Source organism: Paenibacillus sp. N119s (assembly GCF_059447605.1).
In genome coordinates this window covers 1-14,717 of sequence record NZ_JCAJRU010000124.1, presented here as the reverse complement: position 1 = coordinate 14,717, position 14,717 = coordinate 1, and the positions used below count along the sequence as shown (strand labels likewise).

Annotated in this window: 17 protein-coding genes; 3 read left to right on the top strand and 14 right to left on the bottom strand. The window is 45.2% G+C overall.

What is annotated here, in order from left to right; translation table 11 throughout:
* The 5 genes from AC5V8P_RS15060 to murI form a co-directional block, all read right to left on the bottom strand.
* A partial coding sequence (locus tag AC5V8P_RS15060; protein WP_495473704.1) for a S8 family serine peptidase occupies positions 1–535 on the bottom strand: 535 nt, incomplete at its 3' end.
* Between the two features lie 193 nt (positions 536–728).
* Positions 729–2,123 carry an MATE family efflux transporter gene (locus tag AC5V8P_RS15055; RefSeq protein WP_064797960.1) on the bottom strand — a complete coding sequence of 465 codons (1,395 nt, stop codon included), beginning with the start codon at positions 2,121–2,123 and terminating at the stop codon, positions 729–731.
* A 69-nt stretch (positions 2,124–2,192) separates the two neighbouring features.
* Positions 2,193–2,474 carry a VOC family protein gene (locus AC5V8P_RS15050; RefSeq protein ID WP_064797961.1) on the bottom strand — a complete coding sequence of 94 codons (282 nt, stop codon included), beginning with the start codon at positions 2,472–2,474 and terminating at the stop codon, positions 2,193–2,195.
* Positions 2,461–2,961 carry a hypothetical protein gene (locus tag AC5V8P_RS15045; RefSeq protein ID WP_231116957.1) on the bottom strand — a complete coding sequence of 167 codons (501 nt, stop codon included), beginning with the start codon at positions 2,959–2,961 and terminating at the stop codon, positions 2,461–2,463. The genes AC5V8P_RS15050 and AC5V8P_RS15045 overlap by 14 nt, the downstream gene beginning before the upstream one ends.
* Positions 2,962–3,051: 90 nt before the next feature.
* On the bottom strand, positions 3,052–3,906 hold the full coding sequence (murI, locus tag AC5V8P_RS15040; RefSeq protein WP_064797962.1) for a glutamate racemase: 855 nt from the start codon (positions 3,904–3,906) through the stop codon (positions 3,052–3,054).
* 239 nt (positions 3,907–4,145) lie between these two features.
* Here murI and AC5V8P_RS15035 point away from each other — a divergent pair, with 239 nt between their 5' ends.
* Positions 4,146–4,772, top strand: a complete 627-nt coding sequence (locus AC5V8P_RS15035; RefSeq protein WP_064797963.1) for an FMN-dependent NADH-azoreductase — start codon at positions 4,146–4,148, stop codon at positions 4,770–4,772.
* A gap of 143 nt (positions 4,773–4,915) precedes the next feature.
* Here the strand turns inward: AC5V8P_RS15035 and AC5V8P_RS15030 are convergent, their stop codons facing one another.
* From AC5V8P_RS15030 to zwf, 8 genes are all read right to left on the bottom strand, one after another.
* Entirely contained in the window at positions 4,916–5,425 is a 510-nt protein-coding gene (locus AC5V8P_RS15030; RefSeq protein ID WP_063208703.1) for a hypothetical protein, read from the bottom strand.
* Between the two features lie 174 nt (positions 5,426–5,599).
* Positions 5,600–5,755, bottom strand: coding sequence for a hypothetical protein (locus tag AC5V8P_RS15025; protein ID WP_167669725.1), 156 nt, complete (start codon positions 5,753–5,755; stop codon positions 5,600–5,602).
* A gap of 323 nt (positions 5,756–6,078) precedes the next feature.
* On the bottom strand, positions 6,079–7,164 hold the full coding sequence (locus AC5V8P_RS15020) for a lactonase family protein (protein ID WP_064797964.1): 1,086 nt from the start codon (positions 7,162–7,164) through the stop codon (positions 6,079–6,081).
* A gap of 72 nt (positions 7,165–7,236) precedes the next feature.
* Positions 7,237–7,683, bottom strand: coding sequence for an OsmC family protein (locus tag AC5V8P_RS15015; RefSeq protein ID WP_063208707.1), 447 nt, complete (start codon positions 7,681–7,683; stop codon positions 7,237–7,239).
* Between the two features lie 55 nt (positions 7,684–7,738).
* Positions 7,739–8,947, bottom strand: a complete 1,209-nt coding sequence (locus AC5V8P_RS15010) for an MFS transporter (protein ID WP_063208709.1) — start codon at positions 8,945–8,947, stop codon at positions 7,739–7,741.
* Positions 8,948–9,324: 377 nt separating this feature from the next.
* The gene (locus AC5V8P_RS15005) at positions 9,325–9,999 is read right to left on the bottom strand and encodes an SOS response-associated peptidase (RefSeq protein WP_063208711.1); all 675 of its coding nucleotides are present in this window, start codon (positions 9,997–9,999) and stop codon (positions 9,325–9,327) included.
* A 159-nt stretch (positions 10,000–10,158) separates the two neighbouring features.
* Positions 10,159–11,052 (bottom strand): phosphogluconate dehydrogenase (NAD(+)-dependent, decarboxylating), encoded by an 894-nt coding sequence (gnd, locus tag AC5V8P_RS15000; protein WP_063208713.1) that lies wholly within the window; start codon positions 11,050–11,052, stop codon positions 10,159–10,161.
* 55 nt (positions 11,053–11,107) lie between these two features.
* Positions 11,108–12,610, bottom strand: coding sequence for a glucose-6-phosphate dehydrogenase (gene zwf / locus AC5V8P_RS14995; protein WP_064797965.1), 1,503 nt, complete (start codon positions 12,608–12,610; stop codon positions 11,108–11,110).
* A gap of 291 nt (positions 12,611–12,901) precedes the next feature.
* Between zwf and AC5V8P_RS14990 the strand changes: the two genes are divergently transcribed.
* Positions 12,902–13,222, top strand: a complete 321-nt coding sequence (locus AC5V8P_RS14990) for a winged helix-turn-helix transcriptional regulator (protein ID WP_014599691.1) — start codon at positions 12,902–12,904, stop codon at positions 13,220–13,222.
* Between the two features lie 143 nt (positions 13,223–13,365).
* Positions 13,366–13,695: a hypothetical protein gene (locus AC5V8P_RS14985; protein WP_064797966.1), complete on the top strand. Its 330-nt coding sequence runs from the start codon at positions 13,366–13,368 to the stop codon at positions 13,693–13,695.
* Positions 13,696–13,705: 10 nt separating this feature from the next.
* Here the strand turns inward: AC5V8P_RS14985 and AC5V8P_RS14980 are convergent, their stop codons facing one another.
* Positions 13,706–14,629, bottom strand: a complete 924-nt coding sequence (locus AC5V8P_RS14980; protein WP_064797967.1) for an NAD(P)/FAD-dependent oxidoreductase — start codon at positions 14,627–14,629, stop codon at positions 13,706–13,708.
* Between the last annotated feature and the right edge of the window lie 88 nt (positions 14,630–14,717).

The following is a 14,717-nucleotide window of genomic DNA, read 5'->3' as shown; positions in this document are numbered from 1 at the left end:
CCTCATTTCCGGCTGCACAGACGACCAGGATTTGACTGGCTACAGCCTTTTTTACTGCTTCATGAAGCTCAGGCACATCCTCGGGACCGCCCAGCGACATCGAAATAATATCTGCCTTTTGCTCAATTGCATAATAGATACCTTGGATAATCCAGTCATATTGACCAGAGCCCTGCTTGTTTAGAACTTTGATAATGAGCAGATCCGCCTCCGGGGCGACACCTACGACACCTGCTTCATTTTCAGCTGCCGCAATGGTTCCTGCTACATGTGTACCGTGACCGTTGTAATCCTTGAAAATTTCCGGATCACCTTCATCATCATCCGTAAAATTGCGGCCGCCAATAATGCGTGCCTTCAGATCTGGATGGTCCGAATCACAGCCCGTGTCCAGCACCGCCACCTTTATGCCTCGGCCTCGAGTCTGGTTCCATACCGCAGGAGCCTGGATCTGCTCCACACCTCGCGGTATTTCATTCACTTGTTGCTCCTGCTTGATCACTTGGTAAGGAATGATATGCACTTTACGTTCCATCCTATTCCCTCCTTCATGGATTCAATCGGAAACCATCCGTCTTTGAAACTTTGAAAACCTCTACAGCATTTGAGGTTACTATATTCTAGCAATTTTTGAAAAGTTTGAACATCCCATTTTGCTTATTTTTGCAAAAAAAGACAGACATCAACCAATCCAATTGGAAATGTCTGCTCTAGTATCTCTATGAATCTTACATTGATTCCGCTTGTAGCTCAGCCTTAGATAACAGCGATTTGTGCTGCCATTTCCGGCCTTTCCAGCGCAGATAGTGGAAAATACCTCGTACCCATTCATCACATGCATGTGCAATCCACACACCCAGCACACCATAACCCATATGAATACCCAGCACATATGCCAGCGGGATTTTAATCCCCCACATTGAAATCATGGCCATCATTAACGGGAACTGAACATCTCCTGCTGCTCGCAAGGAGTTAATGACCACGTGGTTGAACACACGGCCTGGCTCCAGCAATATACAGAACAACAAAATCGCTGCCCCCAATTGAATGATTGCTGGCTCATCCGTGAAGATTGCCATCACTTCATATCGGAAAAAGGATACGGCCACGATCACAGCAATCGTAATAACTAGAGACCATTTCAGGCTCCGTAAAAGTTGATGATACGCTTTTTCCTTGTCTCCAGCTCCAATCAGGCGAGCCACAATAATTTCGGTCCCCTCACCTACCGCCATTCCAAATACCATAAAAAAGTACACAATCGTATTCGTATAAAAATGAGTGGCAATCGCCGTTGTACCCATAAAGCTGACAAATCGAGTCACCATCATTTGGCTAAGCTGATAAGACAGCCATTCCAGCCCGGCAGGAATACCAATCTTCAGGATCGCCACCAGCTTGCTCCACTGAAGCTGCACATAATATCGGATGCGAATCGGCGCACTTACACGTTTGTACAACAGTATAAAAATCCACACACATGCTACAACGCGGCTAATCACCGTTGAAATCGCTGCTCCCGCTACCCCCATTTGCGGCAGACCAAACCAGCCGTATATGAGCAATGCATTCCCCACAATATGTAATATATTCATGCCGATGCCTACGATCATCGTATCTTTGGTAAAACCATGCGAGCGAATCACCGGCCCTGCGGTTAGCATAAGGGCTTCCAGAAACAGCGAACCCCCTGCCAGCATCATATAGATTTCTGCATTCTCCTTAATTGTCGGTGTAATATGGTAGAAAGATAGTAAAAAGTCCCGGCTCACGATAAACATCAAACTCAGCGCCAGCCCAAATACCAGATTAAAGGTTAGTGCCGATGCGGTAACACGACTTGCGTCCACATGCTTATGCGCACCCAAAAGCTGAGCAATGATCACACCTACTCCAAGACCGAGCAAATTGAAGAGTATAACCGTAAATTCAATTAACTGTCTCGATACACCAACAGCCGATACAACCTCATCAGAGAGATGGCTGAGCATGAACGTATCCACGCTGCCCATCAAAATATGAAACAGCATTTCTATGAAGATCGGCCAAGTAATCGCGAAAACCGTCATCGTTTTAACGGCCTGCGCTTGCTTAGAGCCACTTTCCTGCGACAATGACATCCTTCTGTATTCCTCCCGCTTCAGTATGTAAATCCAAAACATGCCCATACTTTTTGTGATAACGCTTACTCATTCGTAAAAAATCATATGCTTTTTATCCTTTTTATAATATTCCAAGCGGTCCTGTAATTGTCCTGTGTGGAATTCGAACTTATGTCCGTCTGGATCTGTAAAATAGACCGATCTTTTATCCTGTTCATTCCGCTCTCGTCCGGGTAAAATGGTGACATTGAGAGCCAACCACATTCCCAGGCAATCCAAATAAGCCAGCTTACGTCCTTTAACCAGCAGTTTTCCGCCTAGTACATTCTGATAGAACTGTATAGACTTTTCCAAATTATAATGTACCATTTTCGGCAAACACAAAATTATGTACTCCGAAATCGCCATGAAGCAAATATTTAAGATTGCGTTGCGGCGTTCCGGCCACAAGGGTATGGACGAACCGATGATCCGAATAACCATAGTCATGTTCTTCTCCAAAAGATTTATAATGGGCAATAACCTTGGTCACCAGACTGAGCAGCAACTCCCCTTTATTTCCTTCACAATATTGCCCTGTGAACCCTGGTTTGAACGTGTAGACCAAATAACGATGAAGGGGGGCAACATAGACCAAACGAGATAATTTCTCAATCTGTGCATAGGTATACAGAAACTCCGCCTCGGCTTTTACAATCGCAGGATCATTTTGCTTAATCACATATCGCGGCCTGGTACCGTCCATGACAACAACCACTTCACTCGAAGTTCCGCCTGTCAGCGGTTTGAGATTTTGCATATGGCTTTCAAGCACGCCTGCTTCATAAAGCTCATTCAGGATGAGTTGAATGTCCATGTAAAACCTCCTATACATCTGAGCTAAAAATAATGAGGCTGGCGCTTCGGATTGTTGGTCTAGCCTACCTGTTCGCCAGCCGTTCTTTTCTTAAAAATATATTTTTTCATGCTCCGCATAGATTTCAAGCGCCCGCTCCATCTTATGAACATAGGCCTTATCCTGACTGGTACATCGAAACGTGACGTGTCCCTCCTGCGGTTGGACTGTTTTTATCGGATCTGCCAGCAAATTACGCTCAGACAGCACCTGTTTCAAGCGTCTGACCGTTCCCTGGCTCCCATCAATCAGCTGGATATGAGAAGGCAGCAGTTCTCTCAAAATTTCCTTATAAAATGGATAATGTGTACATCCCAACACAACCGTACCATAAATGTCTAGGTTAAACGAAGACAGCTTATGGCTAAAATAGTTGCACAATTCTGTACGGTCAAAATTCAACTGTTCGCAATATTGTACTAACTCTGGCAAAGGCAGTGAGTCCACACTCCCGTGATCATCAACTCTCGATACCAGCGCTGCATAACCGGATTGTTTTAAAGTCAATGGTGTCGCCAGCACCAGCACTCTTTTACCATTGGTTCGATTCATTTCGACCGCTGGCTTCACTGCTGGTTCCATGCCGATGATCGGAAATTTATATTCCTTCCTTAGCTCCGCTGCCGCGATACTTGTAGCCGTATTGCAGGCAATTACCAATGCTTTTATATCCTCTTTGAGGATCATTTGTACCGAAGCCTTGACATAACCAAGCACCTCTTGGGGTGTTTTCGTCCCGTAAGGAACATGAAGCGTATCCGCCATGTAAACAAAATTTTCATTTGGCAAACGTCTTAGCGCCTCAGACAATACTGTAATTCCACCCAATCCCGAATCAAAAAAACCTATCTTCAAGCTACTCACCTTTTTTCGTTCAACTATGGTATTGAATCTTCCCGGCACCATGTTATTTCCTTCTTCGCCTATTCAATTCATTCTCTTCATTAGACTTTACATTTAAATTTTACCGCAAAAATGATATTTTGCAAAAGAAACACGCAAATTTTACAGTGTAAAAAATAAAGTAGCTGTTCAAAGTAAATTTAATATAGAAGTGTTGACAGATATTATCTTTATATTGTAATATTACGTGGTAACTTACTAACTAAACTTACTTATTCAACTTACTTAGGGGGAAATAAATCATGTCTAAAGTATTATTTGTCAAAGCTAATGATCGTACAGCTGAAGAATCTGCAACAGTTAAATTGTATAACGCATTCGTGGAAAGCTACAAGGCTTCCCACCCATCTGATGAAATCACTGAGCTGGACCTGTTCTCCGTTGAGCTGCCTTATCTGAACGCTAACATGATCAACGGCACGTTCAAATCCGCTAGAGGTATGGAATTGAATGCAGAAGAAGCTCGCCTGGCAAGCATTGCCAATGGTTACCTGGATCAATTCCTGGCAGCAGACAAAGTTGTATTTGCTTTCCCGCTCTGGAACATGACTATTCCAGCTGTACTGCACACATACATTGACTACTTGAACCAAGCTGGTAAAACATTCAAATACACTCCAGAAGGTCCGGTAGGTCTTGTAACTGACACTAAAGTAGCCTTGTTGAATGCAAGAGGCGGCGTTTATTCCGAAGGACCAGCTGCTGCTGCTGAAATGTCTTTGAACTTCATGAGCAACATCTTAACCTTCTTCGGCGTAAAAGACATCGTGAAGGTTGTACTGGAAGGACATAACCAAGCTCCAGACCAAGCACAAGAAATCGTTGCTTCTGCCGTACAACGTGCAGTAGACGCAGCAAAATCGTTCTAATCATATATATGAAGAAAAGAGGATGTCCGCACCCTTTAGGGAGTGGATATCCTACTTTTTTTGTTACAAAATATAAAAAACACGTGCTTCCCTGATCTGTGATCAAGTAAGAGAAGCACGTGCCTATATGAGCTTATTTCTGTTTAAGGAATGAACTGCTGCACGATTTTTACAACCTTGCCGTCACGAAGCGTAATATGGTATGGAAATTGGCTGAGGTCCAACACATCCTTTTTTGCAAAATCCTTCTCAAACTGCGCCAACGGAATAGATTCGTTCCATTGCACATCTGTGTCTTCTATATTCCCCGTGTGATCATAAATCTGCACCTCTACCGAAGCATCTGGCGCAATCTGATACACGTCATTTTGCACAGTATTGTTTACGATGTAATAGCCGTCCGGCGCTCCATCCAATCCTGTATTTCCTTCATGCTCCAAAAATGCCTTGTTCGCTGCTGCGCCTTCGTACCATTCAATCGGATCTGCTGACAAATACATTTGTCCATTGCGAATGTCCATTTGATTTATATATACGGTCTCCTGATTTTCAGCTGCTGCTACAGGTGTGTAGCCTTGCGCTGTTGCCCCTGCCGTCGTAATCAGCATCATCATCAAAGTCAATACGGTCCATTTCGAAGCTAATTTCATCATGTCTGATCTCTCCTTGCCGTTTGGGTATGTACACGGTGTCTGTAAGCTTCATTACCCTTGTGTACCTATCATAAACTTTCAACGGTTAAAAAGTGTATCAGATACATAAAAAATAAGTTACGATTTTTTAAGACTTGGTCTTAAAACTTGATGACATGTCCTATTTTATCTTTGTTATTTTAGTAATCCTACCTGCCGGGCCTGTTCCTCGGTGAGAATAAACTCTTCATTTTGCCATACCTCGTCCTCTTTGGTTACAGCAAACATCCCCATAATCTCTGTCCAAATGCCTTTATCGACGGCTTCCTTTTGTGTAATGATTATTTTCATGCGAATCCCTCCCTCTTTTTAGAGTTTATCCTTATCATCCTCATATAAAATCTCCAACTTCTATATGAAGTCACAGTGCCTGTCCTAAATTTACATATGGGATAGCTATTCTGCTTATAACATATGTACCCTTTTCTTACCGTAATTATTCGTATCCTATTTGTGATCTTAAAACTTCTGAATATTATTGTTGGCAATGACCTATTTAGAAATGACTGAGCGTTAAAGTAAAAACGGCTGCAGGTTATCCTGCAAGCCGTTTCTACTAATAATAAATTTTTATGTTACTTCATCAATCCGCATGATATAGATGTTGTCCTATTTTACACAGAAAAGTAGAAAGGCTGTACGCATACTGGCTTGGACACAGTTACTTGTTGTCCGGTGTAAGTCAAGCGACCGCTTGCCTTGTCCACTTTGAAAGTAACAATATTGTTGGTGTCGCGGTTAGCCACGAGCATATAGTCACCATTAGGTGTCAAAGCAAAATGACGCGGATGCTCGCCTTCAGCAGATACATGCTCTACCAGACTCAGCTTGCCAGTCGCTGTGTCTACAGCGTACACCACGATGCTATCATGTCCACGATTAGAACCGTACAGATAAGCGCCATCCTGGGAAATCGCAATTTCTGCAGTTGTGTTTTCGCCAGTAAAGTCAGCCGGCAATGTCGGTACGCTCTCCAGCTCAGTGAGCTTGCCAGCTTCTGCATCATATGCAAAAGAAGTAATGGTAGAGTTCACTTCGTTAATAACAAAAGCAAACTTACCATTCGGGTGGAACGTCAAGTGACGTGGACCTGCGCCTGCATGGGTTTTCGTTTCACCGTGCAGCACCAGCTGTCCTTTGCTATCGTCAATAGTATAAACACGGATCAGATCCAGACCGAGATCTTGTACGAACAGGAAGCGACCGTCCCGGCTAAAGAAACTGGAATGTGGATGCGGACGATCCTGACGTTCAGGATGCGCTCCTTTGCCCTCGTGCTGTTTAACATCCAGCAACTCACCGATACGTCCGTCCTCAGTCAGGGATACCAGTCCGACCATACCTCCATGGTAGCTGACTACAATCAGGTAACGATCGGATGGATCACGCTGAATGTGGCAAGTTGTGGACCCTACGTTTTCCGCACGATTCAACAATGTAAATGTGCCTTTAACCGGGTCGATTTCAAAAGCGGAAGCTTCGCCTACCTTCGCTCCTGCGGCGGAAGTCGTCTCTCCAATGGAATACAGCTTCCGATTTTTAACGTCCACATTCAGGAATGTAGGATTTTTCAAGCCGGAGAACTCATCCTGTAAAGTCAGGGCTCCTGTCTCTTCATTAAAAGTGTACGAATAAACTCCGTTACCTTCCAATTCGGCGTAAGAGCCTGCGAATACTAGCAATTTTTGTTGTGCTGTCATGGTTGTGTCCTCCTTAGATTAAAAAAATGATGGGCAATTGGAATAATTGCTCCTGGTACAAATATTGTTGCTTTAAGCGGTGCGCTCCACCACAGGTTCTGTAGACAATGCTACATTTCCTGCTACCGCACGTGAGATCATGCATGAGGACTCGGCTTGCTCTGCAAGGCGCAATGCTTGTTCGATTTGCCCGTCTGTTGCTTCAACGGACAATAGAACTCGCGGACGATGCACAATTCGGCGATATGTAAAAATGTTGTTCGTTACATCGACAATCCCTTCGGATTCCAGTGTCAGTGAAACCACCGGGAGACCGGCACGCTCCATCATCGCCGCCAAAGTAATCAGATAGCAAGTAGCAGCTGCGCCGAGCAACATTTCATCCGGATTGGTGCCCACACCAGGGCCTCCCATCTCAGCCGGAATTGAAATCGCAGTCCGCAACTGTCCGGCCTCAATACGCCCGTCGCTGTTGCGTCCCCCGTTCCAGTCTGCCTTGAGCAGAAAGGTATGCTCCATTTCAGGTCACTCCTCTCTCTTGTATTATGAATCTTTACATAGGTGAATGTAAAGGTTAGGCAATCTCTTGATTTTTCGTCTCAGTACCCAGCAGCCATACAGCAACTGCGCCGATCAGGATGGCTATGAAGAAAATCGCAAAGATGGATGATAGCGTTATGCCTTGTCCTACGAGTATTCCGACCACAAAAGGTCCAATCACGCCTCCGATTCGGCCGAATGCAGCTGCCATACCCACACCGGTAGAACGGGCAGCGGTCGGGTACAGTTCCGGAGTATAAGCATACATGGCTCCCCATGCACCGAGATTAAAAAAGGACAAGCAGATACCGGCAGCCAACAGCATCCCTGCCGTTTCCGAGGTACCAAACCAAATTGCAGACACTGCCGTGAGCAGCAAGTAGATAATAAGTACAAATTTGCGGCCCAGCTTTTCAATCAGATAGGCAGCGGTAAAATAACCAGGCAATTGTGCAAGTGTCATGATCAGGACATACTCAAAGCTTTTAACCAGCTCAAATCCTTTCATAAACATTATGCTCGGCAGCCACAGGAACATGCCATAGTATGAAAATACCACTGTAAACCATAAAATCCACAACATTAGTGTAGATTTGCGATGAGGTCCTGACCAAATCGCAGCCAATCGTGCACGTAACGGAAGTTTGACACTCTGCTGCTTGTACCGAGGTGAATCCTCAATAGCTCTGCGCAAATAAAGAGCATACAGGGCAGGCACTGCGCCGAGAACAAAAGCCAGCTGCCAACCGTATTTCGGAATAACAAAATAAGCAATAAGAGCCGAGAGAATCCAGCCTGCCGCCCAGAAGCTTTCCAGCAGCACCACTGCTCTTCCCCGTTCTTTGACAGGCACTGACTCTGACACCAGTGTCGAAGCAACAGGTAATTCTCCACCTAAGCCTGCACCGGCAATAAAGCGCAACACCAGCAGCATACCGAGACCTGTAGCCAAAGCAGACAAGCCACTGGCAATGGAAAAGATCAACAGGGTCCACACTAATATAGCGCGTCTGCCGTAACGATCTGCCAAAATCCCCGCCAAGGCGGCTCCAAACACCATTCCTATTGAATTCATCGCAGTCAGCAGACCAATCTGCTCTGATCCAAGATGCCACTCCTTAGCCAACGCTGCCACTATAAATGAAAGCAGCCCGACATCCATAGCGTCAAACAGCCAGCTAAGCCCTGCGCTGAACAATAATTTCCTTTTTTTAGCTGGGGGTAATGAAGTTAATTCGCTCATGATTCGCTCTCCCTTAACAATGCATCGTATGTAGACGTATATTCAGGTGTCTTGTCACCTGTAGTCCAGCATTTATTGTACCGTAAGCTTCCCGAATCTGCGAGCTTTTTTACGCAAAAAAAACGGAAGATTGCCTACGGCAATTCTCCCGCCTTCTGGAACTGTCAGTTACCGGTTTTGGACCAGACCGATGATCGTCACCATGAGCACCAGCAGCTGGATGAGTGTATCGTTACTCATTCCAATCGCCTCCATCCCATATGAGATACTCCTTCGGCCGTTTCCCCTCTCCCCGGATTATGACGCTTGTTCCCCAATACATACCTATGCAGGCGGCGGGAAGCTTATGATCAATAATGCATATAAATCTTCATACGTTAAGGTTTAATCCAGGACCACTGCAAATCCATTTCCTGAATGCATTCACGGCTATCAAGTTCATCATTAGCCACCAGCGGGGTCACCGGATAGATGCTCATATCACCCTGCTCATACGTGCGTAATAAGGGCAGCAGCTCATCGATGTTCTGGATCGACGGATCTAGCCATGAATCTATTTGGTCCGCTTCCAAAATAGCCGGCATACGACTGTCAAATTCACGTATATCCGTATTGGCCTGAACCGTCATCATCGTACAGGTGCGTAACGGTTCCTTTCGACTATCCTGCCATATTTCATACAGCCCCGCGACCGCAAACATCTTTTGCTCCGGCAGTACCACTCGGACGGCACACATGCGTTTGCCTAATTTCCGCCAATAATAAAATCCATTGCAAGGAATAATGCAGCGACGGGTTTCCGCCATCTTGCGATAGCTAGGATTTACCCGAACGGTATTCAGGTCTGCATTGACACAATCCTTGCCCCAATAGGGAATAAATCCCCAGCGAAATTCATCAAGCACTCGTTCTCCATCCTGATGCAACACAATTGGAACATGCTGAGTGGGACTCATATTATAACGTGTTTTATAATAATACATCACCCGTTGTATACCAAAATGGTCCCTTACCTCATCTAAATCAGCCGATAACGAAAATCTTTTGCACATATGCAAGTCATCCTTCCGCCTTTTTTTACCTATTGTGCGGATATACAAGGAAAAATATGCATAAGTGGGAATTTTACAAAAACCTGATGCTCAAAATATATAGCAATATCCCCGCAGTCATAAAGCTACGGGGATAGATGCTAACTTATAACGTTATTATTACTTCTTTTCTACAGCATGGCCGCCAAATTCATTACGCAGCGCTGCAACTACTTTTCCGTTGAATGTATCGACATCCAGCGAACGGTAGCGCATCAGCAAGGACAAGGCAATGACCGGAGTTGCTGCCTGAAGGTCCAGCGCTTCCTCAACCGTCCATTTACCTTCACCGGAAGAGTGCATAACCCCGCGGATTTCGTCCAGGTTTGCATCTTTGGAAAATGCGCGTTCAGTCAAGCCCATCAGCCAAGAGCGGATAACAGAACCATTGTTCCACACGCGCGCTACTTGTTCATAATCAAAGTCAAAGTTGCTTTTCTCAAGTACTTCAAAGCCTTCACCAATGGAAGCCATCATACCGTATTCCACACCATTGTGAACCATTTTCAGAAAATGTCCGCTACCGGATTTACCTGCATACAAATAACCATTTTCCACCGCTGTATCGCGGAAAATCGGCTCAACAACTGCCCAGGCTTCTGGATCGCCACCGATCATGTAACAAGCACCATTGCGTGCACCCTCCATCCCGCCGGAAGTTCCTGCATCCATGAAGCTGATACCGTATTCTTTCAGACGAGCATGGCGAGCAATGGATTCTTTGTAATGAGAATTTCCGCCTTCAATAATGATGTCCCCTTTGGACAACATGGGTTGAAGCTGATCCAGCACAGAATCCACGATTTGGTGAGGAACCATGATCCACAGTACTCTCGGGGATTGAGTTGCTTGCACAAGCTCTTCCAAAGTAGAAGCACCTGTAGCTCCATACTCCTTCATTTCTTGGATTGCAGCTGCATTGACGTCGTAAGCTACAACTTCGTGCTTATGATCGATCAAGTTTTTACCAAGATTCAAACCCATTTTTCCCAAACCGATTAATCCTACTTGCATTATAAAGGCCTCCTGCCGTAGCAAAATATATTTTTGTACCTACTTTTGGGTTGGATTAAGAACGAACGACTGCTTTTTCAGCACTTTCGGACTTTTCGTCCAACCACCATGTAAAGCCTTGCTCTTCCAACAATTTATCAGAAGCTGCTGGGCCGTAAGAGCCTGCCGCATACGTGTGAAGCGGAACTTCGCCACGGGCAAAGGCTTCGAGTACGGGTTGAACCCACACCCATGAAAGCTCCACTTCGTTCCAATGAGCAAAAAAGGTGGAATCGCCGCGCAGCGCATCAAAGATGAGACGTTCATAGGCTTCTGGAACATCCTTGGCCTCGGAATGATAATTCATCAGAACCGTCTCTAACTGGCCGTTGTTTAGCGGATCTCTACTGTTGAGACGAAGCGTTACCTTTTCATCCGGGTTAACATGGATGATCAGCAAGTTCGGGTCTGTTGGTTGACCTTGAGCAGCATAAGGGTCTGTAATATCCTTTTTAAATTCCACGACGATACGAGTGGATTTTTCTTTCATTCGTTTACCAGTACGAATATAGAACGGCACACCCGACCATTGTTCATTGTCAATCCAAAGGCGGGCTGAAATGAACGTATCATTTTGCGAATCAGGTCCGATGTCTGGCTCCTCTTTATAGGAAGGAACTGCTTTTCTGTTGATCTCACCTGCGGTATATTGTCCTCTAACTACGTTGGAAGCAATATCGGAAGGATCAAGGGCACGAAGCGCGTCCATTACCTTACTTTTTTCGTCCCGCACTTGATCTGCCGTGATATGTCCCGGCTTGTTCATAGCCGTCATCATCAGCACCTGCAGCATGTGATTTTGTACCATATCACGAATAGCGCCGGAGTGATCGTAGTACCCTGCTCGCTCCTCTACGCCTACAGTCTCAGAAGCGGTAATTTGTATATTAGCAATGTATTGATTGTTCCATACCCCTTGAAGCAATGGATTAGCAAATTTCAAGGCTTCGAGGTTTTGAACCATCGGCTTACCTAAGTAATGGTCAATACGATAAATCTCATCCTCAGCAAAGGTTCTGCTCAGGCGATCATTCAGCTCACGAGCCGATTCCAAATCATGCCCAAATGGTTTTTCAATAATGAGTCGTTTCCAACCCTTTGTTTCTGCCAAACCGCTTTCGCGAATGTTGTGGGCAATCACATCAAAAAATTCCGGTGCCACCGATAAGTAAAACATGCGGTTCCCCGGAATTCCCAAGTCATTTTCACGTTGCTCAGCAAGCTGTAGCAGCTTTTTATAATCTTCCGGGTGGTTAACGTTCAATGCACAGTAACGGAAAGCACTTAAGAACTGATCCATCTGTGCACGGTCATCGTTCACATGTCTGGAAAAATCCTTAATGGATTGCTCTACATTACTTTGAAATTGCTCGTTAGCCACTTCACGACGCCCCATCCCAATTACAGAAAAGGAAGCCGGAATTTTACCTTCTACAAACAAATTATACAAGGCAGGGTAAATTTTGCGTTTGGCCAAATCCCCTGTCGCTCCAAATAAGACAAATGTCATTGAATCCATGAAATATTCCTTCTTCCCATTATAAAAGATGAGGTTATTAAAAGTTACCTGAGGAATTAACGTAACCCATAATACACCCAAAATAAGGGGCAAGTCAATCAAATTTTAGCGAAATCGTGAACATTCGATATATCCTGTAATGATAACGTTTTCTGTGGTATGATTGATGATATGAAAGAGAAAAAACTGTTAAAATTGTCACAGTTGATACAAAGCATTATAGTTACTATTGGTATACAGAGTTACTTTTAGTATACTGTTTAAAACAACAATGAAATTGAGGGGATTCAGATGAGCGACGACAGGCAGCCTAAGCTTTTGTGCGGTAAGGTAGAACAGTCCTTTCAGATCATCAGCAAAAAATGGACCGCTCTCATCATTCATACTTTGATGGAACATCCCAAACGATTTAGTGAAATTCAAGTTTCCATACCTGACCTTAGCAAACGCATGCTGAACGAGCGCATCAAGGAACTAGAGCTTTCGGGCCTAATCCTTCGCAATGTCATCACAGAGCGGCCTGTACGTACCGAATATTCGCTGACACGTAAAGGTAAAGAGCTAGGTGATGCATTGAATGGTGTGGAGAGCTGGGCCGAAAGATGGCTCTAAACCAATAACAGGAGATCGCCACTCGCTCTCCTGTTATTGTGTTACTCCATGTGGATCATAATACAAGCAGTAAAACGTAAATAATGGGACAATCGCAGCAATAGCACATGATTTCAGGAATGAGCCAGGAAAGGATGAGACCGATGGCATTTGGCATTACCCGGCAGGAACTGCTGACCTGGAAAAGAGAAGTCAGCCGTGGCGAGATTGCTTTTCTAACGCATTACTGGCTGGATGACCGTTTTCCAGGCATTACAACGGTCACCAAGGTGGGCTGTTCTAACTTGGATAAGCTGCGCTTATGGTGCAACCATAACGGATTGGACCCTCAATATATACATCAGCGTCAGCCCTATCCTCATTTTGATCTCATCGGTACCAAACAGACGGAAATTTTACGCAAGTATGGCATGAGCGATCAATTAAGACGCTTCGAGCCTCATCTTCAACCAAGTACACGCCCATCGTTCTAAACCGCAGCTCTCAGAGTTGCGGTACTTTTGTTTTCATCCCGGATAATACCTTGTGTATCCAGATTGCTGACATCGCTCCTTCTCCCATCGCTACAGTCGCTTGCTCGGCATGAGCCCCTAAGTCTCCGGCAACCCACACATTCTCCACGTTGGTCATTTTGCTGCGGGGATGAGTCTCAATATGCTTGTTGTGCAGCAGACGGACACCTAGTTGCTCCGCCAGCTCTGAATGAACATGGTTGCTTCCAAAAGCTAAGAAGCCCCGTTCTGCTCGAACGACTTGTCCATCAGCCAACTGCACTCCCTCAAAACAGCCCGGTTGTCCGGTGATAATCTCAATAATGGCTGACTCCTTATATTCGATCCCTTTTTCCCGCAGCTTGACGATCAGCTCGTTCGGTACTTCTGAACGCTCATGATTGACATAAACCAGTTGATCGGTACGTGCTGACAAAATTAAAGCCATGGAAGCTCCCGCTTTGCCCGCCCCCATCACGACCGTCCTGCGATCCTGGACCTCGTATCCGTCACAGTCCGGGCATACATACACACTGTTGCCCAAGCAGGCTTGTAACCCTTCCAGTTTTGGAAAACGGTCCGTTAGCCCTGTGGCTAATAATAGCGTTTTTGACGTATATACTAAACCTGTCTCCACTTCAATGTCAAAAAACTCATCTCGCTTGATCGCTTTTAGCGCCTTGCCATCAATAAGTTCTGCGCCTAGCTTCGTGGCTTCACTACGTCCGAGTCGTCGTAGCTCGTCACCAGAAATCCCGTCTGGAAAGCCCAAAATATTATGATACTGCTGGCACAGCGTTGATCGACCATAGCCCGAATCTATCACAAGTACCCGATGACTGCTGTATCTGCCCAATTGAATCGCTGCTTGCAGTCCGGCGATCCCCCCACCGACAATAATGCAATCGTAGTTCATGCCATAATTCCTCCTTCAAATACGCGCAAATAAACATCTACAAAAAAGCAATCACACTTATGTAAACTTCTCATCCAATTTCAAACAT